28 protein-coding genes are annotated in these 25,217 nt (G+C 63.9%); 9 read left to right on the top strand and 19 right to left on the bottom strand.

Annotated features, from left to right (window positions below):
- Positions 1 to 438: 438 nt before the first annotated feature.
- Together ACCD03_RS12660 and ACCD03_RS12655 are read right to left on the bottom strand one after the other, a co-directional pair.
- Positions 439 to 1,587: an ABC transporter substrate-binding protein gene (locus ACCD03_RS12660; protein ID WP_413411815.1), complete on the bottom strand. Its 1,149-nt coding sequence runs from the start codon at positions 1,585 to 1,587 to the stop codon at positions 439 to 441.
- A gap of 154 nt (positions 1,588 to 1,741) precedes the next feature.
- On the bottom strand, positions 1,742 to 2,347 hold the full coding sequence (locus tag ACCD03_RS12655; RefSeq protein WP_413411814.1) for a short chain dehydrogenase: 606 nt from the start codon (positions 2,345 to 2,347) through the stop codon (positions 1,742 to 1,744).
- 107 nt (positions 2,348 to 2,454) lie between these two features.
- On the opposite strand from ACCD03_RS12655, the gene crgA reads away from it, so the two are divergent.
- Positions 2,455 to 3,363: a LysR family transcriptional regulator CrgA gene (gene crgA, locus ACCD03_RS12650; RefSeq protein WP_413411813.1), complete on the top strand. Its 909-nt coding sequence runs from the start codon at positions 2,455 to 2,457 to the stop codon at positions 3,361 to 3,363.
- Between the two features lie 5 nt (positions 3,364 to 3,368).
- On the top strand, positions 3,369 to 3,584 hold the full coding sequence (locus tag ACCD03_RS12645; protein WP_027678837.1) for a DUF3820 family protein: 216 nt from the start codon (positions 3,369 to 3,371) through the stop codon (positions 3,582 to 3,584).
- Between the two features lie 12 nt (positions 3,585 to 3,596).
- On the opposite strand, the gene ACCD03_RS12640 is transcribed toward ACCD03_RS12645, so the two are convergent.
- A complete protein-coding gene (locus ACCD03_RS12640; RefSeq protein ID WP_413411812.1) occupies positions 3,597 to 4,493 on the bottom strand; it encodes a LysR family transcriptional regulator in 897 nt (298 codons plus the stop codon).
- Between the two features lie 105 nt (positions 4,494 to 4,598).
- Here ACCD03_RS12640 and ACCD03_RS12635 point away from each other — a divergent pair, with 105 nt between their 5' ends.
- On the top strand, positions 4,599 to 5,555 hold the full coding sequence (locus ACCD03_RS12635; protein ID WP_413411811.1) for an SDR family oxidoreductase: 957 nt from the start codon (positions 4,599 to 4,601) through the stop codon (positions 5,553 to 5,555).
- Here ACCD03_RS12635 and ACCD03_RS12630 read toward each other — a convergent pair.
- Positions 5,541 to 6,092: a phosphonate degradation HD-domain oxygenase gene (locus ACCD03_RS12630; RefSeq protein ID WP_413411810.1), complete on the bottom strand. Its 552-nt coding sequence runs from the start codon at positions 6,090 to 6,092 to the stop codon at positions 5,541 to 5,543. The genes ACCD03_RS12635 and ACCD03_RS12630 overlap by 15 nt on opposite strands.
- Positions 6,093 to 6,261: 169 nt before the next feature.
- On the opposite strand from ACCD03_RS12630, the gene ACCD03_RS12625 reads away from it, so the two are divergent.
- The gene (locus ACCD03_RS12625; RefSeq protein ID WP_413411809.1) at positions 6,262 to 6,639 is read left to right on the top strand and encodes a cupin domain-containing protein; all 378 of its coding nucleotides are present in this window, start codon (positions 6,262 to 6,264) and stop codon (positions 6,637 to 6,639) included.
- On the opposite strand, the gene ACCD03_RS12620 is transcribed toward ACCD03_RS12625, so the two are convergent.
- Both ACCD03_RS12620 and ACCD03_RS12615 read right to left on the bottom strand, forming a co-directional pair.
- Complete coding sequence (locus tag ACCD03_RS12620; protein WP_253535760.1) at positions 6,629 to 7,387, bottom strand: sulfite exporter TauE/SafE family protein; 759 nt, start codon at positions 7,385 to 7,387, stop codon at positions 6,629 to 6,631. The two genes, ACCD03_RS12625 and ACCD03_RS12620, sit on opposite strands and share 11 nt — an antisense overlap.
- Positions 7,388 to 7,410: 23 nt before the next feature.
- On the bottom strand, positions 7,411 to 7,848 hold the full coding sequence (locus ACCD03_RS12615; RefSeq protein WP_253535761.1) for a hypothetical protein: 438 nt from the start codon (positions 7,846 to 7,848) through the stop codon (positions 7,411 to 7,413).
- Between the two features lie 119 nt (positions 7,849 to 7,967).
- Here ACCD03_RS12615 and ACCD03_RS12610 point away from each other — a divergent pair, with 119 nt between their 5' ends.
- A complete protein-coding gene (locus tag ACCD03_RS12610; protein WP_413411808.1) occupies positions 7,968 to 8,192 on the top strand; it encodes a hypothetical protein in 225 nt (74 codons plus the stop codon).
- A 246-nt stretch (positions 8,193 to 8,438) separates the two neighbouring features.
- Here the strand turns inward: ACCD03_RS12610 and ACCD03_RS12605 are convergent, their stop codons facing one another.
- The 6 genes from ACCD03_RS12605 to ACCD03_RS12580 form a co-directional block, all read right to left on the bottom strand.
- Positions 8,439 to 9,425: a branched-chain amino acid ABC transporter permease gene (locus ACCD03_RS12605; RefSeq protein ID WP_325653828.1), complete on the bottom strand. Its 987-nt coding sequence runs from the start codon at positions 9,423 to 9,425 to the stop codon at positions 8,439 to 8,441.
- 14 nt (positions 9,426 to 9,439) lie between these two features.
- On the bottom strand, positions 9,440 to 10,324 hold the full coding sequence (locus ACCD03_RS12600) for a branched-chain amino acid ABC transporter permease (RefSeq protein WP_024977212.1): 885 nt from the start codon (positions 10,322 to 10,324) through the stop codon (positions 9,440 to 9,442).
- A gap of 80 nt (positions 10,325 to 10,404) precedes the next feature.
- Positions 10,405 to 11,613: an ABC transporter substrate-binding protein gene (locus ACCD03_RS12595; protein ID WP_024977211.1), complete on the bottom strand. Its 1,209-nt coding sequence runs from the start codon at positions 11,611 to 11,613 to the stop codon at positions 10,405 to 10,407.
- 75 nt (positions 11,614 to 11,688) lie between these two features.
- Positions 11,689 to 12,429: an ABC transporter ATP-binding protein gene (locus ACCD03_RS12590; protein WP_325653831.1), complete on the bottom strand. Its 741-nt coding sequence runs from the start codon at positions 12,427 to 12,429 to the stop codon at positions 11,689 to 11,691.
- Between the two features lie 103 nt (positions 12,430 to 12,532).
- Positions 12,533 to 13,303, bottom strand: coding sequence for an ABC transporter ATP-binding protein (locus ACCD03_RS12585; protein WP_045205284.1), 771 nt, complete (start codon positions 13,301 to 13,303; stop codon positions 12,533 to 12,535).
- 245 nt (positions 13,304 to 13,548) lie between these two features.
- Complete coding sequence (locus ACCD03_RS12580) at positions 13,549 to 15,183, bottom strand: GMC family oxidoreductase (RefSeq protein ID WP_413411807.1); 1,635 nt, start codon at positions 15,181 to 15,183, stop codon at positions 13,549 to 13,551.
- A gap of 549 nt (positions 15,184 to 15,732) precedes the next feature.
- Between ACCD03_RS12580 and ACCD03_RS12575 the strand changes: the two genes are divergently transcribed.
- Entirely contained in the window at positions 15,733 to 16,311 is a 579-nt protein-coding gene (locus ACCD03_RS12575) for a hypothetical protein (protein ID WP_413411806.1), read from the top strand.
- A gap of 98 nt (positions 16,312 to 16,409) precedes the next feature.
- Here the strand turns inward: ACCD03_RS12575 and ACCD03_RS12570 are convergent, their stop codons facing one another.
- The 3 genes from ACCD03_RS12570 to ACCD03_RS12560 all read right to left on the bottom strand — a co-directional run bounded on the left by ACCD03_RS12570 (position 16,410) and on the right by ACCD03_RS12560 (position 20,026).
- Positions 16,410 to 17,279, bottom strand: a complete 870-nt coding sequence (locus ACCD03_RS12570) for an alpha/beta hydrolase (protein ID WP_413411805.1) — start codon at positions 17,277 to 17,279, stop codon at positions 16,410 to 16,412.
- 75 nt (positions 17,280 to 17,354) lie between these two features.
- On the bottom strand, positions 17,355 to 17,807 hold the full coding sequence (gene cueR, locus ACCD03_RS12565) for a Cu(I)-responsive transcriptional regulator (RefSeq protein WP_253535766.1): 453 nt from the start codon (positions 17,805 to 17,807) through the stop codon (positions 17,355 to 17,357).
- Entirely contained in the window at positions 17,804 to 20,026 is a 2,223-nt protein-coding gene (locus ACCD03_RS12560) for a heavy metal translocating P-type ATPase (protein ID WP_413411804.1), read from the bottom strand. Before ACCD03_RS12560 ends, cueR begins: the two co-directional genes overlap by 4 nt.
- 146 nt (positions 20,027 to 20,172) lie before the next feature.
- On the opposite strand from ACCD03_RS12560, the gene ACCD03_RS12555 reads away from it, so the two are divergent.
- Complete coding sequence (locus tag ACCD03_RS12555; protein WP_253535768.1) at positions 20,173 to 20,385, top strand: cation transporter; 213 nt, start codon at positions 20,173 to 20,175, stop codon at positions 20,383 to 20,385.
- 65 nt (positions 20,386 to 20,450) lie between these two features.
- On the opposite strand, the gene ACCD03_RS12550 is transcribed toward ACCD03_RS12555, so the two are convergent.
- The 4 genes from ACCD03_RS12550 to ACCD03_RS12535 all read right to left on the bottom strand — a co-directional run bounded on the left by ACCD03_RS12550 (position 20,451) and on the right by ACCD03_RS12535 (position 23,754).
- On the bottom strand, positions 20,451 to 21,179 hold the full coding sequence (locus tag ACCD03_RS12550; RefSeq protein WP_045205278.1) for an OmpW/AlkL family protein: 729 nt from the start codon (positions 21,177 to 21,179) through the stop codon (positions 20,451 to 20,453).
- 203 nt (positions 21,180 to 21,382) lie between these two features.
- Positions 21,383 to 22,384 carry a delta(1)-pyrroline-2-carboxylate reductase family protein gene (locus ACCD03_RS12545; RefSeq protein ID WP_413411803.1) on the bottom strand — a complete coding sequence of 334 codons (1,002 nt, stop codon included), beginning with the start codon at positions 22,382 to 22,384 and terminating at the stop codon, positions 21,383 to 21,385.
- A 35-nt stretch (positions 22,385 to 22,419) separates the two neighbouring features.
- Positions 22,420 to 23,184, bottom strand: a complete 765-nt coding sequence (locus tag ACCD03_RS12540; RefSeq protein WP_325653497.1) for a lysoplasmalogenase — start codon at positions 23,182 to 23,184, stop codon at positions 22,420 to 22,422.
- Positions 23,185 to 23,277: 93 nt separating this feature from the next.
- Entirely contained in the window at positions 23,278 to 23,754 is a 477-nt protein-coding gene (locus tag ACCD03_RS12535; RefSeq protein ID WP_004628561.1) for an Lrp/AsnC family transcriptional regulator, read from the bottom strand.
- A gap of 138 nt (positions 23,755 to 23,892) precedes the next feature.
- Between ACCD03_RS12535 and phhA the strand changes: the two genes are divergently transcribed.
- The gene (gene phhA, locus ACCD03_RS12530; protein WP_253535771.1) at positions 23,893 to 24,837 is read left to right on the top strand and encodes a phenylalanine 4-monooxygenase; all 945 of its coding nucleotides are present in this window, start codon (positions 23,893 to 23,895) and stop codon (positions 24,835 to 24,837) included.
- A gap of 61 nt (positions 24,838 to 24,898) precedes the next feature.
- The gene (locus tag ACCD03_RS12525; protein WP_024977199.1) at positions 24,899 to 25,213 is read left to right on the top strand and encodes a 4a-hydroxytetrahydrobiopterin dehydratase; all 315 of its coding nucleotides are present in this window, start codon (positions 24,899 to 24,901) and stop codon (positions 25,211 to 25,213) included.
- Positions 25,214 to 25,217: the final 4 nt, after the last annotated feature.

Below are 25,217 nucleotides of genomic sequence, written 5' to 3'. Positions count from 1 at the left end.
AGCTTGCCGGGGAAGCTATGGCGGTGCGGGAAAAATAGAGATGAAAGCGATAAATCGGCCACGTGGAAACCGTGATCGGCCAGGCAGCCGTGTGCCGGCAGAATCCCCCACATAGGCGTTTTGAATTTCGATGCGGCGCAAATGGAACACGCCGCTCTGCCGCGCCGATTGTTCGCTGCAACCACCCTATTCGCTACTGATGCGCGGCATCGAGTGTTCCCAGCAGCAATCGGAACTGCGGTCGCGCATGACACGTGAGCGCCTCGTCGCACGGCCGGTCTGAAGTTGGCTGACGGGCCCCACCGAAATCCAGGCCGCGTTGCCCAAGACTACGGCAGCGCCCATACCGAAGCGCCTCGTCACCGCTTGAGCCGCAGAAAGCAAAACGCACGGCGCGAACCGTGCATTTTGCGTGGGACGATGACGTTGGCTACGCCGTCAGTTCTGCAGCTTCCACTTCCCGTCCTTGATCTCCACCATCACCCGCGCCCGCTGGTCCAGCCCGAGGTGATCCTTCGCGTTCATGTTCATCACGCCGTGCGAGATCGCTAGATTGGTCGTCATCTCCATCGCATCGCGCAGCCCCTTGCGGAACGCCGGTGTGCCGGGTTGCCCCTTCTTCAGCGCTTCGGGCATCGCATGCGTGAACAACAAACCGGCATCCCACATGTGGCCGCCGAAGGTGGAAACCTGCCCGCCATAGGCCTTCTCATATGCCGTCTTGTACGCCAGCGCTGGCTTCTTCACCGGGTTGCTGTCGGGCAGTTGCTCGGCAACCAAGATCGGGCCTGCCGGCAGGAACGTGCCGTCACAGTCCTTGCCGCACACGCGCAGGAAGTCGGCGTTCGCCACGCCGTGCGTCTGATACAGCTTGCCCTTGTAGCCTCGCTCCTTGAGCGTCCGCTCCGGCAGCGCGGCAGGCGTACCCGAGCCCGCAATCAGCACCGCATCCGGATTGGCCGACATGATCTTCAGCACCTGCCCCGTCACCGACGTATCGGTGCGCGCAAAGCGCTCGTTGGCGACGACCTTCAGCTTGCGCAGCCCCGCCACCTTATCGAACTCTTGCGCCCACGAATCGCCATAGGCATCTGCAAAGCCGATCAGCGCGACGGTCTTCACGCCGTGGTTGACCATGTGTTCGGCAATGGCGGTCGCCATGTGCGAATCGTTTTGCGGCGTCTTGAATACCCATGCCCGCTTGGCGTCCATCGGCTCGATGATGCGCGCCGATGCCGCCAGGGTGATCATCGGCGTTTCGCTCTCGGCCACCACATCCACCATCGCCAGCGAGTTCGGCGTGACGGTCGAGCCGATCACTAGGTCGACCTTGTCTTCGGTGATCAGCTTGCGCGTGTTCTTGACGGCAGTCGTCGTGTCCGACGCATCGTCGAGCACGATGTACTCGATCTTCTTGCCCGCGATTTCCTTGGGCAGCAGCGCCACGGTGTTCTTTTCCGGAATGCCGAGCGAGGCGGCCGGGCCCGTGGCAGACACCGTGATGCCGACTTTTACCTGGGCGAATGCCGTACCTGCCAACAGCGCCATTGCGGCGAGTGCAATGCGGGATGCGCGCGAAACCTTCATGCCGTCTCCTGAGATGTGCCGAGCGGGTCTGCGCCCGCCCTGATCTGCGATTGGCCGACCGCTGGGTCGGGGATGAACGAGTCTAGAAGGAGTCACGCCACCCGGGCAAGGGGGAGATACCCGAAACCTTAACGTGTTCACAACCTGGGCAGATTCAGCCCACGCGATACACCCGCCCGCTCTGCACGCCCTCCACGCTGCGGCGGTAGGCCAGCGCCGCCCGCGCCGCCGGCACCGGTTCGAAGCCGGGAAAGAACGGGCCATATGCGCCCATGGATTCGGCCAGCACGGTCGGGCTTACGGCATTGATGCGGAGGCTGCGCGGCAACTCGCACGCGGCTGCGCGCACGAAGCCTTCTACGCCCGCGTTCACGGCGGTCGCGTTGGCGCCCTGCGCGATCGGTTCCTGCCCGACGATGCCGGTCGTCAGCGTGATCGATCCACCATCGTTCAGATAGTGCTGGCCGACCAGCGCCAGGCGCACCTGCCCAAGCAGCTTGTCCTGCAGGCCGACATTAAAATCCGCCGCGGTCATCTTGGTGAGCGGCCCGAAGAACAAGTTGCCGGCGGTGGAGACGATGGCGTCCACACGGCCAAGCCTGTCGAACAGCGCGGCCACGCTGTCGGCGTTGGTGATGTCGACCTGATGTTCACCCTGCGTACGGCCCACGCGAATGACCTCGTGCGCACCGCCCTGCTCCAGTTCCGTAACTACGGCGCGGCCAAGCGTGCCGCTGGCACCAATCACGACGATTTTCATGCTCTGCTCCTTCACAAATCCGGTTGGAATGGCGCCTATTCTTGGTCGAACCCATCATGCGATAAAGCCGTGATACCTTCGACCATTCCAAATCAATAGTTCGGAATATGGACAAGCTTCGCAGCATGGAAACCTTCGTCGCTGTGGTGGATGGCGGCAATTTCACCGAGGCAGCGGCGCGGCTGGAAATGTCCGCGGTCATGGTCGGCAAATATGTGAGCGCGCTGGAGACGCAATTGGGCGCGCGCCTGCTCCAGCGCAGCACGCGCCGCCAGAGCCTGACCGACGCCGGCCGCGTGTTTTACGAAGACGCCAAACGCGTGCTGGAACAGGTGCGCTGGGCGGAAACGTCCGTCGAACGGCTGCGCGCGTCACCATCGGGCACGCTGCGCGTGAGCGCGCCCACCACGTTTGGCGCATGCGTGATCGCGCCGTTGGCGGCGACGTTCCAGCAGGCGCATCCGCAAGTGCGCGTGGAGCTGAACCTGAGCAACAGCATGGTCGATCTCGTCGACGAGGGGTTCGACCTTGCCATCCGCATCGGGCCGCTGGGCGACGCCGACTTGATCGCCAAGCCGCTGTGCGTGTATCGCATGGTCATCTGCGCCTCGCCGGATTACCTTGCGCGGCACGGGCGGCCGGAAACACCGGCGGACCTATCGCAGCATCGCTGCCTCTCACACATGGTGTGGAACAACCGCAATGCGTGGCAGCTGCGCGGCTGGGATGGCGACACGCCGTGGCGCGACGACCCTGCCTTCACCTGCAACGACGGCCACGGCCTGCGCGCTGCAGCGGTTGCCGGTGCGGGTCTGCTGCTGCAGCCCGAAGTGCTCGTCGCAGAGGACTTGGCAAGCGGCCGCCTCGTGCGCGTGCTGCAAGCGTATGCGCCCGAGCCGCGGCCGATTCATGTCGTGTATCGGCAAGACCGGCGGCCGTTGCCGAAGCTCTCCGGTTTTGTTGCGCATTTGCTGGAGCAGGTGCCCGCGCTCGTCCCCACATCGACGGCACAATAGCGCCCATGAACCCCGAAGATCTCCAACGCCTCGTCACCACGCAAATGCCCTTCGGCAAATACAAGGGCCGCCTGATTGCCGACCTGCCGGGCCATTACCTCAACTGGTTCGCGCGCGAGGGCTTTCCGCCGGGGCAGATCGGCCGCTTGCTCGCGCTGATGCAGGAGCTGGATCACAACGGGCTGAAGGGTCTGCTCGACCCGTTGCGCCAGGGCCGGTGACAACGCGATCGATCAATCTCCGTTGATGTACCGCCGCAGCCCCGTCGCCAACGCATCAAACACGACGCGGCAGCGCGGGCTGTCACGCAGGTCTTCGTGCATCGCGAGCCAGGTGTCGAGCGTGATGGCGATCTGATCGCTGAACAGCCGGACGAGATCCGCGTTGTGCCGTACCAAGCCGACCTGGCAAAAGCCAACACCAAAACCAGCACGCAGCGCGGCGATCGCAGCCAGATCACTGTCGGTGCGCAGTGCGAAGCGGTTGCGTTGGATCCATGGGAACTGCGTCCGCACGCTGCGCAGGAATGCGTTTTCTTTGTCGTAGCCGATCAAAGTGTGGCCAGCGAGTTCTTCCACCGTGGTTGGCGTGCCGCGCTGTGCCAGATAGCGCCGATGCGCAAACAGCCCCAATTCAATCTCGCCCAGGTGCCGCGCGACTAGCACGCCCTGGCTCGGCGGCTGCATGCGCACGGCGATGTCCGCCTCGCGGCGCAGCAGGTCTTCCATGCGGTTGGACGGCACAAGTTCGAGCGTCAGCTCCGGATAGGCGGCGTGCAGATCGGCGAGGATGGGCGGCAACACCTCCACCGCCACGACCTCGCTGGCGGTGATGCGCACGGTGCCGCGCACACCCTCGCCCTGGCTGGAGGCGGCGCGCAGCAAGGCGGCGCTGGTGGCTTCGAGCGATTCGGCAAACGGCCGCAGCGATAGCGCCGCTTCTGTCGGGCTCAGCCCCTGCTGCGTGCGGATGAACAGCGACATGCCCAGCGCCCGTTCCAGCGCATCGACATGCCGGCCCGCCGTCGGCTGCGTCAGCCCGAGCGCGCGCGCCGCGCCCGACAGCGATCCTTCTCGCACGACAGCAAGAAAGGTCCGATACAGCTCCCAACCCGGTTCAGATCCGCCCATACAAATTCGTATAGCTGCACGCTCATCGTAAACAATTCAATTGAAGCACAGCGGCGCCCAGAATGCCTCCATCGCAACGCTCTCACACAAACCAGGAGCACGGTCATGGAACAGGCACAACGCATTGCATTGGTATTGGGCGCCACCGGCGGCATCGGCGGCGAAGTGGCACGTCGGCTGGTGGCACGTGGCTGGCATGTGCGGGCGCTGCAGCGCAATCCGGACGCACTGACGAACCGCAACACCGCATTCGAATGGATTCGCGGCGACGCGATGGTGCGCGAAGACGTGGTTGGCGCGGCACAAGGCGCGGAGTTGATCGTCCACGCCGTCAACCCGCCGGGCTACAAGAACTGGGCCGGCCAGGTGCTGCCGATGATCGACAACACCATCGCCGCTGCCCGCGCCTGGGGGGCGCGCATCGTGCTGCCGGGCACGGTGTACAACTTCGCGCCGGACACATTTCCGGTGCTGCGCGAAACGACAAAGCAGGCACCGCTCACGCGCAAGGGCAAGATCCGCGCAGAACTGGAGCGCCGCATGCAGGCCGCCAGCGCCGAGGGCGTGCGTAGCCTGATCGTGCGTGCGGGCGACTTCTTCGGGCCGCAAACAAGCAATACGTGGTTCGCGGGTGCGTTGGTCAAGCCGGGCAAGCCCGTGCGCACCGTCACGTATCCGGGCGCGGCGGGCGTAGGGCATCAATGGGCTTACTTGCCCGATGTGGCCGAAACCATGCTGCGTCTTGTCGAGCAAGGCGACCGTCTGCCGGACTTCGCCGTTTATCACATGCGCGGGCACTGGGATGCCGACGGCACGCAGATGCCCGCATCGATCGGCCGTGCGGTGGGCCACCCGGTCAAGACGCGCGCATTCCCGTGGTGGCTGATGCCCGTGCTGGCGCCGTTTTCGGAGATGCTGCGCGAGATGCGCGAAATGCGTTATCTGTGGCAGCAGCCGGTGCGCATGGACAACGCCAAGCTCGTGCAGGCGCTCGGGGCCGAGCCGCACACACCGTGGGACGAAGCCGTGGGCACGACGCTGCGTAGCCTAGGCTGCCACTGAAACCCGCGCGGCCGTCGCCAGGAAGTGGGCAAGATCAGGCGTGCACTGACCGGCTACCTTGGCGAGGTCATCCCACCGACGCAGTTGCAGTGCATCAGCCGCGTACGGACGCTGCATGAATGCCTCGGCCTCGTGCGCTGAAAATACACCGCCCTGCAATGCCAGACTCCGTACGGAATCCGCTGACAGACGCGCGTAGTAATGCGCATCCATCGCGCACAGGCAGCGCTTGGCATCCACATGCAGGCGGATCGGCTCCAGCACGGCATCGGGAAACGTCGCACGCAGAAACGGCAGTGCAAAGTATTGGTGCTGATCGTCGATGCCGTGGGCGGTCGGCGTCTCACCCTGCAGGTTCAGCAAATGGCCAAGGTCGTGCAGCAGCGCCGCCGTGATTAGCGCATCCGAGGCGCCGGCCGCCTCCGCCAGTGCCGCCGTCTGCAAGGCATGTTCGAGCTGGGTGACGGGCTCGCCGCTGTAAGCGATGTGGCCGTGGCGATCGAATAGCGTGCGGATATCGTTGAGGCTGAGGGCCATGATGCTGCGCGGGAGAAGGCGGAACCTTGCAGCCTAGTCCGCGCGTGCGTCAACGGGGTGACAGCGCGCCGAGCATTAGCCTGCGTGATCGGCGCGATTAGAAAGTTTGGTTGGGAATGCGCGGCGGCCGCCCTTATCTTCAGAGCCTTCCCACACACCGGAGCGCAATATGCTCGCAGGACACGCCGTACAGGTCACGCACGCGCTGGAACAGGTCACGGACTATTGGTCGCCGCGCATTGTCGGCCAAGTCAACGACCAATACATCAAGGTGGCCAAGCTCAAGGGTGAATTCGTCTGGCACGACCACCCAAATGAAGACGAGTTGTTCTTCGTGGTCTACGGCCACCTGAAAATCGCCTTCGAAGACCGCGCCGACGTACACCTCGGCCCCGGCGAGTTCTGCGTCGTACCGCGCGGCGTGCGTCACTTTCCGGTTGCCGACGAGGAATGCGGAATCATGTTGATCGAGACCGTCACCACGCAGCACACGGGCGATGTCATGACCGAGCGCACGGTAGCGCTCGATAAGCAACTCAACGGATGAACGCGTCGTAAGCCGTCTTCAAAATCAGCGCCAACACCACCACGATGAACACCTTGCGCACGAAGCGGCTGCCGTGCCGCAACGCAAGGTGGCTGCCCACCTGGTTGCCGGCGACGTTCGCCACCGCCATCACCACGCCGAGCTGCCACCACACGTGGCCCTTGGCGGCCAACAGCAACAGGGCCGCCACGTTGGTCGCCAAGTTGACGATCTTGGTGGACGCCGACGCGTGCAGGAAGTCGTATCCGAACACGCGCACGAACACGATCATTAGAAAGCTGCCGGTGCCCGGGCCGAACACACCGTCGTAGAAGCCAATGGCGGCGCCGGCCACCAGGGCTGCCGCACGCTCACGCCAGCCCTTGAGGCTCGGGGCGTGATCGGCGCCAAGATCCTTCTTGGCGACCGTGTAGACGAGCAGCACGGCCAGCACGAACGGCAGCGCGCGGCGCAGCGGCTCGGCCGGGATATGCATGAGCGCCCACGCGCCCAGCAGCGAAAAGGCAAACGCCGTGACCACCGCCGGCGCCGTCGCGCCCCAATAGATGCGCACCGTGCGGCCGTAACGCACCGCCGCCGTAGCGGTGCCCGACATCGACGCGACCTTGTTCGTGCCGATCAGCGTAGCGGGCGCGATGTTGGGATACGCCGAGAACAGCGCAGGAATCTGCACCAAGCCGCCGCCACCGGCCACGGCATCGATCAGGCCGGCCAGAAAGCCAGCCACGGCGAGCAAAGCGAATTCCATCAGGAGAAACGAAACGGGAAGGATTAGCCCAGCGACTTGGGCGACGGGCGCGCGCTGCGCCGCCAGCAGCCGGATGCATCGGGCGCAAAGTCGAGCGCTGCGGCGTCTTCAGCAGAAAGCGCCGCGGGCGGCAGCAGGACGTGGAGTATGCCATGTGCTCTGGCGTACTCATTGATGGCGGCCAAGGCGATGTCACGGGTAGCCATGTCACCGGAAAGCACCATCACGCCAACGGGCAACCACGCCACCAAGCCGCCCAGCACCAGATGCGGCACGAGCGTGATCGGCGCCACGCCGGCCAACACCTCCCCTTTTTCCACCAGGAAGCAAGGATGCACGCTCGGATGCGCGAGCAGCGTATCGACGGCATGCGCCAACTGCAGCGGCGAGGCGGTCGATGCAACGGCGGCCAGCAGGCGCGGCCGGTCGTCAGGCGTGGCAAGGCGAGTGGAGAGAGTCATGGGCAGCTCTGGCGAAGGCGCCATTGTCATGCAGTGCGCGCATAGGCGTCGACACCGAATGCATTTCTCTGGTGAACGCGCGCGAACCAGAATGGAGCCGTCACCCTCCGGAGCCCGCCATGGCCGATCCGACCCGTGCCCTCACCCTGCAATTGCTGCAGTCGCTGGCCGAGCGGCCCAGGCCTTACGCCGAAGTGCTGGAAACGTGGCGGACGTCGTGTCCGCGTTTGTCGATCTGGGAAGATGCGTGCATCGATGGACTGGTGGACTACGCGCCGGAATCGCATCTGGTGACGGTTAGCGCCCGGGGCCGGGCGCTATTAGCGGCAAGCGCCACCGATTGAGCGCGCAAACTAAAAGGCCCTGCCGGGGATCGCCTGGCAGGGCCTTCATTTATTTTGCATCTCCACCGTACATGCGGTGTGTGCTGTCGTCTCCTCGCTCCCGCCTCATTTATCTCGTGCGAAAACCGTAACGCGACTGTAAAAGATGCACCGCAATGCAGCAACTAGAGCAAACCCTTACGGTGCATGAGGCACCAAGTTCAGCCGTCTGGCTGAAACTCGCCGGCATCTTCTCGCATTGTGGCGTCAACGTCGCAACCAGGGCACGCGAGCCGCGATTTCGCCCATGATGCCGCGGCGGAAGGTCAGCACGCAGATCACGAAGATCGCGCCCGTGACCGTAGTGACCGATTCGCCGAGGATATTGAAGCCGTCGATGCCGGTCGCGCCGGCCAGGAAGCTGCCGATGTCGCCGAGCTTGTTTTCCAGCGCAATCACCAACGCCGCGCCCAGCAGCGGACCCGACAGGATACCCAGGCCGCCCACAAGCGTCATCAGGATGACCGAGCCGGACATCGACCAGTGCACATCGGTGAGCGTCTCGAAGCCAAGCACCAGCGTCTTGAGCGATCCAGCCAGACCCGTGAGCGCCGCCGACAACACGAAGGCCAGCAGCTTGAAACGATCGGTGTCGTAGCCGAGGGACGTAGCGCGCGGCTCGTTCTCCTTGATGGCTTTGAGGATCTGCCCGAACGGTGAGTGGATCGTGCGCACGATCAGCAGAAACGCCAGCGCCACGATGGCGAGCACAACGTAATACAGCGTCAGGTCGGACGACAGATCCAGCACGCCGAACAGCTTGCCGCGCGGCACGCCTTGCAGCCCATCTTCACCGCCGGTGAACGGCACCTGCAGGCAGAAGAAGTACAGCATCTGCGCCAGCGCCAGCGTGATCATCGCGAAATAGATGCCCTGGCGGCGGATGGCCAGCAGGCCGACGATCAATCCGATGAACGCGCCCGCCGCGGTGCCGGCCAGCAACCCCAGTTCAGGCGTGACATGCAGGTCGCGCATCATGTACCCGGCCACGTAGCCCGCGCCGCCAAAGAAGGCAGCGTGCCCGAACGACAGCAGCCCCGTGTAGCCCAGCAGCAGGTTGAATGCGGAGGCAAACAGCGCGAAGCACAGCAGCTTGGCGACGAACACCGGATACGCGCCCACCAGCGGTGCGGCAATCAGCGCAACCAGCAGCAGGCCGTACAGGACGTATTTGAGGGAAGAAGAGTTGGTCATGTTGGCCGCGCCGCTCATTTCTCTTTACCGAACAGGCCCGCCGGACGCACCAGCAGCACCAGCACCATGATCACGAACACCACGGTCGCCGACGCCTGTGGATAAAACACCTTGGTCAGCCCCTCGATCACGCCCAGGCCCAGCCCGGTGATGATCGAACCGAGAATCGACCCCATGCCGCCAATCACCACCACCGCAAACACGGTGATGATCATGCTCTGCCCCATCAGCGGCGAGATCTGGATGACGGGCGCAGCCAGCACGCCGGCAAACGCCGCCAGCGCCACGCCAAAACCGTAGGTGAGCGTGACCATCAGCGGCACGTTCACGCCAAAGGCTTCAACCAGCTTCGGGTTTTCGGTGCCGGCGCGCAGGTAGGCGCCCAGCTTGGTCTTTTCGATCATGAACCACGTGGCGAAGCACACCGCCAGCGAGGCCACCACCACCCACGCGCGATAGTTGGGCAGCATCATGAAGCCGAGATCGGTGGCACCCTGTAGCAATTCGGGCGTGTCATACGGCAGGCCCGACACGCCGTAAATGGCGCGGAACACGCCTTCGATGACGAGCGTCACGCCCAGCGTGAGCAGCAGGCCGTAGAGATGGTCCAGCTTGTAGATGAAGCGCAGCAGCGTGCGTTCGATCACCATGCCCAGCAGGCCGATCACCAGCGGCGAGAGCACCAGCATCGCCCAGTACGGCACGCCCAGGTACGAGAAGCCCATCCACGTGAGCACCGCGCCCAGCATGAAGAGCGCGCCGTGCGCAAAATTGATGACGTTGAGCAGCCCGAAGATGACCGCAAGGCCGAGGCTCAACATCGCATAGAAGGAACCGTTGACCAGACCCAGCAGCAATTGGCTGAGCATGGCCGGTAGCGGAACGCCGAAAATTTCCATCGCGGTCAGGGAAAGAACACCAACACAACGTTGATGGCGCCGCCATCCACACGGACAGCGACGCCGGATTGCCTACGCTTTTACTTCTTCATCAGCGAGCACTTCGACTCGGCCGGCGTGGTGAAGGCCTGTTCGCCCGGGATCGTCGCCACGACCTTCAGGTAGTCCCACGGCTTCTTCGATTCGGCCGGCGTCTTCACCTGCAGCAGGTACATGTCGTGGATGCCACGGCCGTCCTGGCGGATGTAGCCCTTCGTGTAGAAGTCGTCGATCTTGGTCTTCTTAAGCTGCGCGATGACCTTGTCCGGATCATCCGTGCCGGCAGCCGCCACGGCCTTGATGTAGTTCGACACCGCCGAATAGTCCGCCGCCTGCAGGCTGCTCGGCATCTTCTTCATCTTCATGAAGTAGCGGTTGGCGAACTTGCGCGTGGCGTCGTTCATGTCCCAATACCAGCTGTCGGTCATCAGCAGGCCTTCGGCCGTCTGCAGGCCCAGGCTGTGCACGTCGTTGATGAACATCAGCAGGCCGGCGATCTTCATCGTCTTGGTGATGCCGAATTCCTTGGCCGCCTTGATCGAGTTGATCGTGTCGCCGCCAGCGTTGGCCAGACCCAGGATCTGCGCCTTGGATGCCTGTGCCTGCAGCAGGTACGACGAGAAGTCCGACGCCGACAGCGGGTGCTTGACCGAACCTACCACCGTGCCGCCGTTGGCTTTGACCACGGCCGTCGTGTCGTTCTCCAGCGAGTGGCCGAAGGCGTAATCAGCGGTCAGGAAGAACCACGACTTACCGCCCTGCTTGACCACCGCGCTGCCCGTGCCCTTGGCCAGCGCCACGGTGTCATATGCATAGTGGATCGTGTACGGCGTGCACTCTTCGTTGGTCAGGCGCGCCGTGCCGGCACCAATGTCGATGAACACGCGCTTCTTCTCGGAAGCCACCTTGTTCATGGCCAGGCCCGTGGCGGAGTTCGTGCCGCCCAGCAGCATGTCCAGGCCTTGCTGGTCCATCCACTCGCGCGCCTTCGAAGCGGCAATGTCGGCCTTGTTCTGGTGATCAGCCGTCACCAGTTCGATCGGCTTGCCGAGCACCTTGCCGCCCGCATCTTCGATCGCCATCTTCACTGCCTCAACACCGCCCTGCCCGTCGATGTCGGCATACAGACCCGAGAGATCGGTGATGTAGCCGATCTTCACCTTGTCGCCGCTTACCTGTGCGTGCGCGCCAAATGCAGCCGCGCCCAGCCCTACCGCCATCAATGCACCAGCCAGCTTCTTGAGTGTCATGGTCTTGTCTCCTGTGTCGTACGCGCCGCGGATCACGCTGGCGCAAGGGTCTTGCAAGTCGATCGGGAAAACGCCTTAAACGCCGAGCAGCTCGTGCAGCACCGGCATCTTGTCCTGCAACTGCGCCGCTTCGAAGCGCTCGACGATGCGGCCGTGTTCCATCACATAGAAGCGGTCTGCCAGCGGCGCGGCAAAGCGGAAGTTCTGCTCCACCATCACCACCGTGTAGCCGCGCTTCTTGAGCATCAGGATCATGCGGGCCAGCGCCTGCACGATCACCGGGGCCAGTCCTTCGGAAATCTCATCGAGCAGCAGCAGGTTCGCGCCGGTGCGCAGAATCCGCCCAACCGCCAGCATCTGCTGTTCGCCGCCCGACAGGCGCGTGCCCTGGCTCTGGCGGCGCTCGGCCAGGTTCGGGAACATCTCGTAGATCTCGTCGATGCTCATGCCGGCATTGCCGGTCTTGGCCACCTGGCCCTTCAGAATCGGCGGCAGCATCAGGTTTTCTTCGCACGACAGGCTCGAGAAAATGCCGCGCTCTTCTGGGCAGTAGCCAATGCCGCAATGGGCGATCTTGTGCGTGGGCAGGTCGATCGTTTCTACGCCCGCCCCGCTTGCGTCATGCACGACGATGGAGCCCTTGCGCGTGCCCACCAGGCCCATGATGGCGCGCAGCGTGGTGGTACGACCCGCGCCATTGCGGCCGAGCAGCGTGACGACCTCGCCGCGGTTCACGGTCAGGTCGACACCATGCAGGATGTGCGATTCGCCGTACCAGGCGTGCAGGTCCTTGATCTGGAGCGCGGGCGTGCTCATTCAGTGTTCTCGTGTGTTCGGGTCTAGCGTTCGCTTACGTTTGATACGCGGCACGCAGCCGCGTCGCGTGATCGATCGGCGTCGATCAGTGGCCTCAATAGCCTCAATGGCCTTCCAGCGCCGCATCGGCGGTGCCCATATAGGCCTCCATCACCTGCGGGTTCTTCGAGACGTCTTCGTACGGGCCTTCGGCCAGGATCTGGCCGCGCTGCAGCACCGTGATCTTGTCGGCGATGGACGAGACCACGTTCATGTTGTGTTCGACCATCAGGATCGTGCGGCCCTGCGCGACGCGCTTGATCAGCTCCGTCACACGGTCCACGTCTTCGTGGCCCATGCCCTGCGTGGGCTCGTCGAGCAGCATCAGCTCCGGCTCCATCGCCAGCGTGGTGGCAATTTCCAGCGCGCGCTTGCGGCCGTAGGGCAGCTCCACCGTCACGGTGTGCGCGAACTCCGTCAGGCCCACCTGCTCGAGCAGCTCCATCGCACGCGCGTTCAGCCTGTTGAGCGACTGCTCGCTGCGCCAGAACGCGTACGCCGTACCGAGCTGCCGTTGCAACCCAACGCGAACGTTTTCCATCACCGTCAGATGCGGAAACACGGCGGAGATCTGAAACGAGCGGATCACGCCGCGGCGCGCAATCTGTGCCGGCTTTTCCGATGTGATATCGGCGCCGTTGAACAGAATCGTGCCGCGCGTGGGCACCAGAAATTTGGTCAGCAGGTTGAAACAGGTCGTCTTGCCGGCACCGTTCGGGCCAATGAGCGCATGGATGGACCCACGCTGCACGCGCAAGTTGACGTCGGACACGGCGGTAAAGCCTTTGAAGCCCTTGGTCAGTCCGCGCGTTTCGAGAATGATGTCCTGCGCCATGATTCCCTCTTGTCTCCCGCCCTTTTTATGGTGCGGATGATTGTCAACGGCTGTTGCGTTGCAAAACATCGGGGTTTTTACCGAGACGATTACACCCCGCTTACGCCCCGGAAACCCGCACCGGTATTGGCTTTCCGCCTCACAGGAGGGCGTTACGTAGAGTTACCTATCGGGGCAATGCGGATTGCGTATTCATATGACACGGGCGGTGTGTCACGCCCGTGTCATCGGCATCGGAGCCGGCGTCAGGCTGGCACGGCCTCACCGCGTGCACGGGCCTTGCGCGCGGCACGGATCATCTCGCTCGCCTTCTCCGCAATCATGATCGTCGGTGAGTTGGTATTGCCTGACGTAATCGTCGGCATGACGGACGCGTCGACCACCCGCAGCCCCTCGATGCCGCGCACGCGCAATTGCGCGTCGACCACCGCGTTTGCATCATCGGCGCGCCCCATGCGGCAAGTGCCGACCGGGTGGAAGATGGTCGTGCCAATCTCGCCAGCGGCGCGGGCGAGTTCCTCGTCAGTTTGGAACGCCGCGCCAGGCAGGTACTCTTCCGGCCGGTATTGCGCCAAGGCCGGCTGCGCGACGATGCGGCGCGTGAGCCGCAGCGAATCCGCCGCGACCTTGCGGTCTTCCTCTGTGGACAAGTAGTTCGGCGCGATGCTCGGCGCAGCAAACGGGTCGGCGGATGTGACATGCACCGTGCCGCGCGAGGTCGGCCGCAGGTTGCACACGCTCGCCGTAAACGCATTGAACGCGTGCAGCGGATCGCCAAACTTGTCGAGCGAAAGCGGCTGCACGTGATACTCCACATCTGGCCGCGACACGTGCGGATTCGAGCGCGCGAACACGCCCAGTTGTGACGGCGCCATGCTCATCGGCCCGCTCTGGTTGAACGCGTATTGCATGCCGATGAGCGCTTTTCCCCACCATTTGGAAGCGCGCGTGTTGAGCGTGGGCACGCCGTTTACCTTGACCACGCTGCGCAGTTGCAGATGGTCCTGCAGGTTTTCTCCCACCCCCGGCAATGCGTGGCGCACCGGAATGCCAAGCGCTTGCAGACGCTCCGGTTGGCCGATGCCCGCCAGCTCCAGCAACTGCGGCGAGTTGATCGCGCCAGCCGAAAGAATCACCTCTTCGCGCGCGGCCACCGTGTAGTCCTGCCCTGCCCCGCGATACGTCACGCCGGTGCAGCGCTTGCCATCAAACGTCAGCGCCCGCACCTGCGCGCCCGTGACGATCGTCAGGTTCGGCCGCTGCGATGCCGGGCGCAGAAAGCCCTTGGCCGTGTTCCAGCGGATACCGCGCTTCTGGTTGACCTCGAAGTAGCCGACGCCGAAGTTGTCGCCGCGGTTGAAATCGCTCGTGCGCGGAATGCCCGCCTGCACGGCCGCCTCGATGAAAGTCTCCAGCACCTGCCAGTGCAGGCGTTGCGGCTCGACCCGCCATTCGCCGTTCGCGCCGTGCCATGCGTTCGCGCCGCCGTGATGGTTCTCGCTGGCCTTGAACTGTGGCAGCACGGCATCCCACTTCCATGAATCGTCGCCGGTCATGGCGGCCCAGCCGTCGTAATCCTCGCGCTGACCGCGCATGTAGATCATCCCGTTGATCGACGAGCAACCACCCAGCACGCGGCCGCGCGGATACCCGAGCGAACGGCCATTCAGGCCAGGTTCTTCGCGGGTGCGATAGAGCCAGTCGGTGCGTGGATTGCCGATGCAATACAGATAGCCAACTGGGATGTGGATCCAGTGGTAATCGTCCTTGCCGCCCGCTTCCAGCAGCAGCACGGAGACGTCGGGGTCGCGGGTCAGGCGGTTGGCGAGGACGCAGCCTGCGGAGCCTGCACCGATGATGATGTAGTCGTAGGTTTCCATGTCTCCGTGCTTCTTTTCCTTGGTGTTATTGGTTTTTATTGTTGTGGTGCAACCCTCGTTTCATGTCCTGCCGAGCTAACTCACTTTCTATATCTTTGCCAAAAAACGTAAGCAAAGAAAAGCGCCATCTTGCAGGAACGGCCACCTTGTTGGTTTGCTAAGGCTGCGGCTCCATCCCACCGGCGAAAAGCCATTGTGCACGGATTCGCCTGCCACCGTCTCGGTACAGCGTTGAGGCTGGTCACCAAAGGCGATACGGGGCGCTTAAGCAGCCTTCGCTGGAATACGCCTCCGATGTCCTTGCACTCTTCCTCGTAGTCGCGGGGATCTTGGCTGACGCCGCACTGCGCCTGCGGGACAACGTCACGGCAAGCTGGATGCGGCAGCCTTGCCTTGCCGGATATAAGCCAATGCTCAGCGAAATTTCGCACGCCCGACTTGCACCCGCTTGCCCCTTTTCCTACGTTCCAGAAACGCATTCAAATAAAAGTCCAGCGCAGGCGATGAGCCAATCGCCCCGCAAAAGGGGGAGATGTGAAGGCAAGAATCGTGGCCTCGGTTGCCGTGTGCTCAGTTGCCGCTGCTTGGTGGTCTTTCTCATCCCGAAGCGAGGGCGATGCTCGGAACCAGGTAACCGGCGCAACAACGAGCAACGTACCAACAACATCCAGCGCCGCTCAAGCCAACAAGAGTTCGGTACTGAACCCACAGATTGGCGCGGTCGAAAATCAGGCCGGCCGCCCCGGCGTGAAATCGAGGGATTTCGACGCTTCCGTCGCCGGCATCGACGCCAATAAGAACGGCATACGCGACGACGTCGAGCAGTACATCGAAAAGAAGTATCCGGACCCGGCGCAAAGGGCCGCGATGATGCAGTACGCAAAGGCCCGCCAGAACTTCATCCTGACAGCAACCACACCAGAAAACGCCAAAGCCGCAGCAACCGAGCTATGGCGAGCCTTTGCTTGCACACAACGTCAACTAGGTGACGCTTGGCTCGATGCGACCAAAGACGTTCTCTCGATGTTCCTCAATACGCGGGAGCGTCTTAATGCCTCTGCGAGAGCCCAAGACAATCTGGCGGGGCAAATCGTCGAGTCGTATTCGGGAGACAAGCCATGCGACTAAGAGCAGTTGCGCTTACGTGCTCCGTTCCAAACGTGCGTCGCTTGGGCTAGCGAAACCACACCGTCCACACATGCAAGACGGATGGGGTTTCAAAAAGATCAAATCCGGCTACGGAGCCACTCGGTCATCTTCCCAAACACCTCACTACGCAGCGGTTCGGCCTCGTTGAAAATCTCGTGATAGCCATGGTCGAACCAGGCCAAGGTCCGCAGATCCTCGGGCGCATTCGCATAGAAATCCCGGCTGCCGGAAGGATCGACAATCGAATCCGCGCCGCCGGCCATGAGCAGCATCGGCGCTTCCAGGCGCGGCGCGTCTTGCTGCGCCTGCGTGATCGCATTGAGCATGAACTCCAGCAATGATGCGCTGATGGTGCCCTGCACCAGCGGGTCCGCTCGATAGGCGGGCGCAACACTCGGGTCATGCGACAGCTTGGCCGGGTCCACCGGATTGGGCACCGCCAGCTTGGGCGCCAGCGCAGAAAGAACCCCACGCACGATGCCCGCCCCTGGCGGCAACTTCACGCGCAGCGCGGGCGATGACAGCAGCACGCCACGCACGGGCCGGATGCGCGCCGTGGTGAAGCGCGCGACGATCAATCCGCCCATGCTGTGTCCAAGCACGAACGGCATCTCGTGCCATTCGGCGACGGCGGCGTCGATGATTTCTGCGAGATCGGTGAGGTAGTTGTCTTGCGCGTCGAGCGCCATGCGCGGGCCGCCGCTCTTGCCGTGGCCGCGCAGGTCGAAGGCCCGTACGCGCAGGCCCAGGTCGGTGAGCACCTTGGCCACATGTGGATAACGGCCGCTGTGTTCGGCCATGCCGTGGACGAGGATGACGGTGCCGCGAGGTTCGCCACTGTCGGGCGCGGGCAACCAGGTGCGGACCAGCAGTTCAGTGCCGTCCTTCATGCGCTGGCGGGTTTCCAGTGCTTGATGGGCGATGGCCTGAGCGGGGGCTTGCGTCATCGGCGTCTCCTCCTTGGGTTGCCAGATTGTGGCATAGACGCCGCCTGCCGCAATCTGTGTCAGTAGAGCGACCCGTCAGTGACAGCATGCGTCGGTGTCACCGCCCTCGCCGGCCACGCTCTGGAGGATCGGGCAGTCGGGGCGATCATCACCGTGGCACGCATTAGCGAGTGTCATGAGCGTGTCGCGCATGCTTTGCAGCTCGCTGATGCGCGCGTCGAGATCCGCCACGTGGCGCAGGGTAACGGCCTTCACATCGGCGCTGGCGCGTTCGCGGTCGTTCCATAGCGAAAGCAGCGTGCGAATCTCTTCCAGCGAGAAACCCAGCGAGCGCGACCTGTGGATAAAGCGCAGCACGTGCACCGCCCGCGCGTCGTACATGCGGTAGTTGCCTTCGGTGCGCGGGCTGGGCGGCAGCAGGCCGATGCTTTCGTAATAGCGGATCATCTTGGCCGACACGCCACTGGCCTTCGCGGCCTCGCCAATGTTGACGGGGCCTTGGGTCTCGTTGAGGTCCGTGCGAGTCATGCGTTGTCTCCGGTGGCGCGCCAGCGGCGCAGCATCAGCGCATTGGTGACCACGCTCACGCTGGAGAACGCCATGGCCGCGCCGGCAAAGGTGGGGTTCAGCAAGCCGAATGCCGCCAGCGGAATGCCCACCACGTTATAGATGAAGGCCCAGAACAGGTTCTGCCGAATCTTGGCAACGGTGCGGCGCGACAGGTCCAGCGCGTCGCTCACCAGACGCGGCTCGCCACGCATGAGGGTGATACCAGCGGCTTGCATCGCCACATCCGTGCCCGTGGCCATGGCAATGCCGACATCGGCCACCGCCAGCGCAGGTGCATCGTTGATGCCATCGCCCACCATCGCAACCACATGGCCGCTCTGCTGCCACGCCGTCACGCGCGCGGCCTTGTCTTGCGGCAGCACTTGCGCGGCCACTTCGTCGATCCCCAGTGCCTGGGCCACGCTGCGTGCGGCGCCTGCGTTGTCGCCCGTCACGAGCGCGGTGCGCACGCCACGCGCCTGCAGCAAGGCTACGGCGTCCCGGGCACCCGGCTTGAGTGCATCGCCAAATGCAATCAGGCCCCGCAGTTGCGCGCTGCCTCCATCACCCTGCGCGAGCCACGAGACGGTATTGCCTTGTGCTTCCAGCGCATCGGCACGCGCTTGCAATGCACTGCGATCCAGCCCCAGTTCATCCATCCACCGCGCATTGCCCAGTTGCAGCAATGCGCCATTCACGATGCCGCGCGTACCGCGGCCAGCCAACACTTCCGGCGATTGTGCGGGCGTGATTGCGCGGCCCAGCTCTTTCACATGTTCACGCGTGGCCTGCGCAAGCGGATGCGTGTTCTCGGCCTGCAGCGCAGCAAGCTGATCGAGCAGCGTGTCGGCGTCAATGCCTGAAGCCGCTTCCACCGCCGTCACGCGCGGCTGACCGACGGTGAGCGTGCCCGTCTTGTCGAAGACGACGAAATCCACTTGCTGTGCGCGCTCCAGCGCCTGCGCATCGGCAATCAGGATGCCGCGCCGTGCACCCGCACCGGTGCCGGCCATGATGGCGGACGGCGTGGCAAGACCCAGCGCACACGGGCAGGCAATCACCAGCACGGCCACGGCGTTGACGATGGCCGTCTCCCACCCCGCACCAGCGATAAACCAACCAGCCAGCGTAAGCAACGCCGCCACGAGCACCGCCGGCACAAAGATGGCGCTTACGCGGTCGACCAGTTGCTGGATCGGCGGCTTGGCGGCCTGCGCGTCTTCGACGAGGCGGATGATGCGCGAGAGCATAGTGTCTGCGCCGATCGCCGTGGTGCGCACGAGCAGCACGCCATCGGTGGCGATCGCGCCGGCGGTCACGCGGTCGCCTTCATGCTTGGGCACGGGCAGGCTCTCACCAGTCAGCATGGATTCATCGACGTGGCTCGCGCCTTCCAGCACCACCGCATCCACCGGGATGCGTTCCCCGGCACGCACAGACACCACATCGCCCACGCGCACCTGGGCCACGGGGGTATCGCGCAGCGTGCCATCTGCGCTGCGCACGCGAGCGGTATCGGGGCGCAGCGCCTGCAGGGCACGGATGGCCTGCGCGGTCTGGCGCTTGGCACGCACTTCCAGCCACTTGCCAAGCCGCACCAGCGTGATGACCACGGCCGCGCTTTCGAAGTACAGGTGCGGCTCATGGTGCATCCCGTCCGCTCCCGCGCGCGCCCACAGCCACAGCGACAACCCATACGCCGCCGATGTGCCGAGCGCGACCAGCAGATCCATATTGCCGGCACCCGCGCGTACCGCCTTCCAGCCCGCCTTGTAGAAGCGCGCGCCGATCACGAACTGCACCGGCGTCGCCAGCAGCCATTGCGCCCAGGCGGGCAACATCCAGTCACTGCCGAGCCAGCCGGCAATCATCGGCAGTACGAGCGGCACGGACAGTGCGGCAGCAATCCACACGGGGCCGGCGCCTTCCCAGAAGTCGGGTTCCGCAGCAGCAGGGGCGGCGGTTTCGTCGGAAGCGACGCGCGCCTCATAGCCGGCGTCCGTCACAGCGGCGATCAGTGCATCGCTGGCGGCGGCGCCCTGCACGCGGGCGCGCTCGGTCGCGAGATTCACGCTGGCTTCGGTCACCCCAGGCACGGCGCGCAAGGCACGTTCGACACGGCCTGCACAGGCGGCACACGTCATCCCGCTGATATCGAGGTCGGTGGAGGTCACGTCGGCAAGGCTGGCGGCGGTCATGGAAGCGTCCGTTCTAAGGAAGATGGCATCACCCTAGACCTTCCCATCTTGGCAAGGTCAAGCCCACATTTTACGCTTGCGCTTCCAACGATGGGAAGGTTCATACTCCTCCCGTGATTCTCTCTCCCCTCTTTCAGGAGCAAACCATGACAACGTCTTCCACGACCTTTTCCGTGAGTGGCATGAGCTGCGGCCATTGCGTGTCGGCCGTCACGCGTGCGGTGCAACAAGTCGATGCCGCTGCCAATGTGAAGGTAGATCTGGACAAGCAGACCGTGGCCGTCACCAGCGGCGCCAGCACCGATGCGGTCAAGGCCGCCATCGAGCAAGCCGGCTACCCCGTCAAAGCCTTCGCCTGAACCCGGCACGGGCAACAAAAAAGGCGTGCCGCTGTGGCACGCCTTTTTTGTTGCGCGGAAACCGCTTAGAAGCGGTAGCCGACGCTGAGGAAGGTCACGACCGGGTTGATCTTGATCTTCGCTTCGCTCTGGATGTGCACGCCGTTGATCAGCGTGGTGTCGATCTTGGCCGTGGTCTTCAGCGGCAGGTAGGACACCGACAAGCCAACGAACCAATCCTTGGTGATGGCGTAGGTGGCGCCCACGTTCAGCACCGGGTTGAGCGAGCTGTCGGTCGTCACGTTGCTCGTGCTGCCTGGCGTGCCGCGGCCCAGGACCTGGTTCTGGAAAGCGCTGTTGGTGATCTTCTCGTCGGAGAACCACGTGTAGTTCAGGCCGGCGCCGACATACGGACGGAACTTGCTGTCCGCGCTGAAGAAGTACCACTTGGCGAGCACGGCCGGGCTCCATTGCTTGGCGGAACCGATTTCGCCATAGCCGGAGAACGAGCCCGTGCCTTCAATCTTGTGGCGCGGCGGAATGCCACCAACCAGTTCCACGGCGATGTTGTCCGTGAAGAAGTGCGTAAAGGCGAGACCAACGGTATCGGCTTCCTTGATCTTCGCGCCGGTGTTCGGCACCGATTGGTTGATGGGTGCGCCGCCAACGCTGTTGATGAACAGCGGATCGCTCGAACTGTTCGGCATCACGCGGAACCAGCCGAGGCTGACGATATTGCTGCCCGCAGCCTGTGCGTGCGCGGCGGTGGCGAGGATCATCCCGGCGGCGGCCGCCAGTGCTTTTTTATAGGCCATCTCTGTATGTGCTCCTGTGTCAGACGCATCCGATGCAGACGGGTTGATACGTTTGCGGTGCGTTCTAAGTCTCCTCCCAGGCGGAAGGGATGGCCATTATCCCGTGTGATTGCCTTGGCTAGAACCCTTTTTCTAGAGGTTTCCTGTTACAAGCGGTGCGCTAAACCCGCTGGTGGCGGGCGTCTTCAGCACATGCTCAGTTTTTAAACAGGCTTGGACTTGGACAGCGCGAGCACGCACGCGGCCAGATCCCACAGGGCATTGCCAACGCTTTTGAATACCACTGGCGACACCGGCGCGGGCTGCGCGAGCGTGTCTGGCGGCGTATCGACGCACTGTTGTAACGGCCGCACACGCGACCACGGCACGCCCGCCTGCAGCAGGTCGCCAGCTTCGGCTTCCAGGTCGACCAAGGTGTCGGCGTACAGCCGATCGGCCGCGGCGGCATGCACACACAAGCGCGGCGGCAGCTCGGCCATGTCGGGCCGGAACGCGCCAACGGCGGCAATGAAGTGATGCGCGCCCCACGCATAGCCGGCAGGGTGGCTCGGGTCACCCAGATCCGGCAGCACTGGCTGCGATGACGGCGTGGCGGTGATGACCAACGGTGTTTGCGGCAGCACCGCACGGGCAGCGTCTGCCACGCCGGCCGCATCGCCACCCGCCAGCGCCGTGGCGTCCATGCCGAGCGCTCGGGCGTACCCAGCCAGCCCATCCGCGCTGGCAGCCGTGCGCGCGATGATCGTGACGCGTCGTGTGCCTAGCCCGAAGCGGAAGGCTTCCAGGTGCGCACGCGCCTGTGCCCCGGCGCCGATCAGCAGCAGATCCCCGGCCGGCTCAGGCGCCAGCAAGCGCGCCGCCAGCAACGACACAGCCGCTGTGCGGTGTGCGGTGACGGTGGGGCCATCCAGCATGAGTTGGCGCTCGCCGGTGCGGGCGTCCATCACCACCACCTCGCCGTGAATGGCCGGCAAGCCCTGCGCAGGGTTGTGCGGGTGAACGGTGATCATCTTGGTGACGGCGATGTCGGCGTTGGACGCGGGCATCAGCAGCAAACTGCCGCCATCCGCCACCGGCATCACAAGCCGCGCGGGCGCCTGGGCCCGGCCCGCACGCGCATCGCGCAACACTTGGGCGATGGCATCGGCCAACGCGGCATAGGGCAAGCGGGCCGCCGTGGTGGCAGCGTCGAGAGTCTGCAGCATGGGGCTCCCGCAGGGGAAGAAACGTCGGACGGACCTTATGCCACGGCGCGGCGCGCGGGCGGCATGCGGCGCGTGAGCAAACCGGCGCTGATGAGGAGTTGGGCAGCAGCGTAGCTCCACCAGATCGCCAGTTCATGGTCGGTGAACGGAAAGACAAACACGCTGATGCCGATCATGGCGTCGGAAGCCGCAAAGGCGAGCGCGCCCCAGGCTGTCAGCGGGCCTGGCAGGCGCGCCAGCAATGCCGCGCACACCATCGCCGAGAGCACCAGCATGTAGGCGATCACCGGCCCCTTCAACTCACCCAGGCCGGGCCAATACCAAAGCAACATGCCGATGGCTACGCCGATCATCACCCCGACACCAATCATGCGGATGGCCGACGACGCCCCGCGCAGCCCCACCAGCACCCGCAGGTAGCACACGTGCGCCAGCAGGAAACAGCCCAGCCCCGCCATGAACGAGAACGCCAGCCACGGCAGCGCAAGCCAGAGATCGCCGAGTGCGGAGAACACCATCGCCCCAATCAGCCAGCGCCGCTCGCGCGGAATGTCGTGCAACGATGCGGCGCGCGCCAGCAGCAACGCCATCAGCATTTTCCACAGCGGCTGCGCGACGATGCGGCCCACCAGCGGCGTGCCGGGGGGCACCTCGACGGCCACCATGGTGAGCATGCCGCCGTACGTGACGCCTGCCACTGCAGCGGCCACCCACCACGCGCGAACCCGTGCCGACATGCCGTAGCCGCCTGCCAGATGCGCCGGCGCGTGCGCCGGATGCGTGGTGTGTCCGTCAACCATCGTGGTCTCCCGCCCAAGACAGGCGTTTCATATCGGCAAAGTGTTGTCGGCTTGCAGCGTGACACGCCGTGCACCCTGGCGCAAGGCGCGAGTCTACCCACCAAGGTGGGATAGCGGCAACGCGCCATCCCGCTTCAAGGCCGTCAGAACGATATTGGAACGCACGTTATCCACACCCGGTACCCGCATCAGCTTGCGCATGACAAATTCCGACAACGCAGGCAGATCGGGCACCACCACGCGCAGCATGTAATCGGCGTCGCCGGCCACGGAATAGCACTCCTGCACCGCATCGAGCAGGCTGATCTCTTCGTGAAAGCGTTCGACGATGGCGTCGCCGTGGTGCGCGAGCTTGACGCTGGCAAACACCGTCACGCCCAAGCCCAGGCCCGTCGGCGAAAGCACCACACGGTAGCCCTCGATCACGCCTTCCGATTCAAGCCGCGCCAGACGCCGCCCGACTTGGCTGGCCGACAGGTGAACCTGCTCCGAGAGCTGCTGATGCGTCGCACGCCCATCGCGCTGAAGGGCCGCTAGCAGGGCCAGATCGAAGGTATCGAGCGAAATCATGCACATCTCCTGCGTTGATAAGTTGAATTCTGCATGAATTCCGCAAACACTGCGCAATGGGTGGCGGTTTTGCGGCCAATCCGCGTGGGCGCGCCCATACACTGGCCGGACCCTGATTGCACAAAATCGACATTACAAATGGCCCTCGCAACCACCGCCCCCGACGCAGCCCAAAACGCCGCTCCGGCCGGCTTCAACGGCACCCTGACCGACAAACTGCGCGAGCAATTCGCAGAAGGCCTCGATGGCCAGACGCTGCGCGCCGACTTCACCATGCAGCAGCCGGTGCACCGTTACACCGCCGCTGATCATGCAACGTGGCGCACGCTGTACGACCGCCAGGAAGCGCTGTTGCCGGGCCGTGTATGCGATGAATTCCTGCAAGGTCTGTCAACGCTGGGCATGAGCCGCGATGCCGTGCCGTCATTCGACCAGCTCAACGAAACGCTGATGCGCGCCACGGGCTGGCAGATCGTTGCCGTACCGGGCCTGGTGCCCGACGAAGTGTTCTTCGATCACCTGGCCAACCGCCGTTTCCCCGCAAGCTGGTGGATGCGCCGCCCCGATCAGCTCGATTACCTGCAAGAGCCGGATTGCTTTCACGACATCTTTGGCCACGTGCCGCTGCTGATTAACCCGATCTTTGCCGACTACATGGAAGCCTACGGCAAGGGTGGCCTGAAGGCCGCACGGTTGGGCCAGCTCGACATGCTCGCGCGCCTGTACTGGTACACGGTGGAGTTTGGCCTGATCCGCACGCCGGCTGGTCTGCGCATCTACGGTGCGGGCATCGTGTCGAGCAAGAGTGAATCGGTGTACGCGCTGGATTCGGCCAGCCCGAACCGCATCGGCTTTGACGTGCGCCGCATCATGCGCACGCGCTATCGGATCGACACTTTTCAGAAGACCTACTTCACCATCGACAGCTTTGAGCAGTTGTTCGATGCCACGCGCCCCGACTTCACGCCGCTGTATGAAGAACTGGCCGCGCTGCCCACCATTGGCGCAGGCGATGTGGTGGATGGCGATGTGGTGCTGAACGTCGGCAACCGTGAAGGTTGGGCAGACACTGCGGACATCTGACAGCAGATAGTCGAGCGCTGACTATACTGCGCGCATTCAAGACCCAACTTCGCACCCCATCATGATGCCGACCCTGAACGAAGACCAACGCAAGGCCCTCTTTGCCGAACTGCCCGGCTGGACGCTACAGAGCGAGCGAGACGCCATCCAGAAGACCTTCACCTTTGCCGACTTCAACGCCGCGTTCGGTTTCATGACGCGCGTGGCGATCAAGGCCGAGCAGATGAATCACCATCCGGAGTGGTTCAACGTGTGGAATCGCGTGGACATCACCTTGTCCACACATGATGCGAACGGGCTCACGCACCGTGATGCAGATCTCGCGCGCTTTATCGAGCAGGCCGCGAAAGGCACCAGCGCCACCGGCGCAAAGTAACGAC

The sequence above is a fragment of the Ralstonia sp. Ralssp135 genome, assembly GCF_047304345.1.
Lineage (GTDB): Bacteria > Pseudomonadota > Gammaproteobacteria > Burkholderiales > Burkholderiaceae > Ralstonia > Ralstonia chuxiongensis.
This window is presented reverse-complemented; position numbering and strand designations above follow the sequence as displayed.

Bases quoted from the DNA above. Each gene is read 5' to 3' on its own strand.
- ACCD03_RS12660 (WP_413411815.1), bottom strand. From the start codon at position 1,587: ATGAAGGTTTCGCGCGCATCCCGCATTGCACTCGCCGCAATGGCGCTG.
- ACCD03_RS12655 (WP_413411814.1), bottom strand. From the start codon at position 2,347: ATGAAAATCGTCGTGATTGGTGCCAGCGGCACGCTTGGCCGCGCCGTA.
- crgA (WP_413411813.1), top strand. From the start codon at position 2,455: ATGGACAAGCTTCGCAGCATGGAAACCTTCGTCGCTGTGGTGGATGGC.
- ACCD03_RS12645 (WP_027678837.1), top strand. From the start codon at position 3,369: ATGAACCCCGAAGATCTCCAACGCCTCGTCACCACGCAAATGCCCTTC.
- ACCD03_RS12640 (WP_413411812.1), bottom strand. From the start codon at position 4,493: ATGGGCGGATCTGAACCGGGTTGGGAGCTGTATCGGACCTTTCTTGCT.
- ACCD03_RS12635 (WP_413411811.1), top strand. From the start codon at position 4,599: ATGGAACAGGCACAACGCATTGCATTGGTATTGGGCGCCACCGGCGGC.
- ACCD03_RS12630 (WP_413411810.1), bottom strand. From the start codon at position 6,092: ATGGCCCTCAGCCTCAACGATATCCGCACGCTATTCGATCGCCACGGC.
- ACCD03_RS12625 (WP_413411809.1), top strand. From the start codon at position 6,262: ATGCTCGCAGGACACGCCGTACAGGTCACGCACGCGCTGGAACAGGTC.
- ACCD03_RS12620 (WP_253535760.1), bottom strand. From the start codon at position 7,387: ATGGAATTCGCTTTGCTCGCCGTGGCTGGCTTTCTGGCCGGCCTGATC.
- ACCD03_RS12615 (WP_253535761.1), bottom strand. From the start codon at position 7,848: ATGACTCTCTCCACTCGCCTTGCCACGCCTGACGACCGGCCGCGCCTG.
- ACCD03_RS12610 (WP_413411808.1), top strand. From the start codon at position 7,968: ATGGCCGATCCGACCCGTGCCCTCACCCTGCAATTGCTGCAGTCGCTG.
- ACCD03_RS12605 (WP_325653828.1), bottom strand. From the start codon at position 9,425: ATGACCAACTCTTCTTCCCTCAAATACGTCCTGTACGGCCTGCTGCTG.
- ACCD03_RS12600 (WP_024977212.1), bottom strand. From the start codon at position 10,324: ATGGAAATTTTCGGCGTTCCGCTACCGGCCATGCTCAGCCAATTGCTG.
- ACCD03_RS12595 (WP_024977211.1), bottom strand. From the start codon at position 11,613: ATGACACTCAAGAAGCTGGCTGGTGCATTGATGGCGGTAGGGCTGGGC.
- ACCD03_RS12590 (WP_325653831.1), bottom strand. From the start codon at position 12,429: ATGAGCACGCCCGCGCTCCAGATCAAGGACCTGCACGCCTGGTACGGC.
- ACCD03_RS12585 (WP_045205284.1), bottom strand. From the start codon at position 13,303: ATGGCGCAGGACATCATTCTCGAAACGCGCGGACTGACCAAGGGCTTC.
- ACCD03_RS12580 (WP_413411807.1), bottom strand. From the start codon at position 15,183: ATGGAAACCTACGACTACATCATCATCGGTGCAGGCTCCGCAGGCTGC.
- ACCD03_RS12570 (WP_413411805.1), bottom strand. From the start codon at position 17,279: ATGACGCAAGCCCCCGCTCAGGCCATCGCCCATCAAGCACTGGAAACC.
- cueR (WP_253535766.1), bottom strand. From the start codon at position 17,807: ATGACTCGCACGGACCTCAACGAGACCCAAGGCCCCGTCAACATTGGC.
- ACCD03_RS12560 (WP_413411804.1), bottom strand. From the start codon at position 20,026: ATGACCGCCGCCAGCCTTGCCGACGTGACCTCCACCGACCTCGATATC.
- ACCD03_RS12555 (WP_253535768.1), top strand. From the start codon at position 20,173: ATGACAACGTCTTCCACGACCTTTTCCGTGAGTGGCATGAGCTGCGGC.
- ACCD03_RS12550 (WP_045205278.1), bottom strand. From the start codon at position 21,179: ATGGCCTATAAAAAAGCACTGGCGGCCGCCGCCGGGATGATCCTCGCC.
- ACCD03_RS12545 (WP_413411803.1), bottom strand. From the start codon at position 22,384: ATGCTGCAGACTCTCGACGCTGCCACCACGGCGGCCCGCTTGCCCTAT.
- ACCD03_RS12540 (WP_325653497.1), bottom strand. From the start codon at position 23,184: ATGGTTGACGGACACACCACGCATCCGGCGCACGCGCCGGCGCATCTG.
- ACCD03_RS12535 (WP_004628561.1), bottom strand. From the start codon at position 23,754: ATGATTTCGCTCGATACCTTCGATCTGGCCCTGCTAGCGGCCCTTCAG.
- phhA (WP_253535771.1), top strand. From the start codon at position 23,893: ATGGCCCTCGCAACCACCGCCCCCGACGCAGCCCAAAACGCCGCTCCG.
- ACCD03_RS12525 (WP_024977199.1), top strand. From the start codon at position 24,899: ATGATGCCGACCCTGAACGAAGACCAACGCAAGGCCCTCTTTGCCGAA.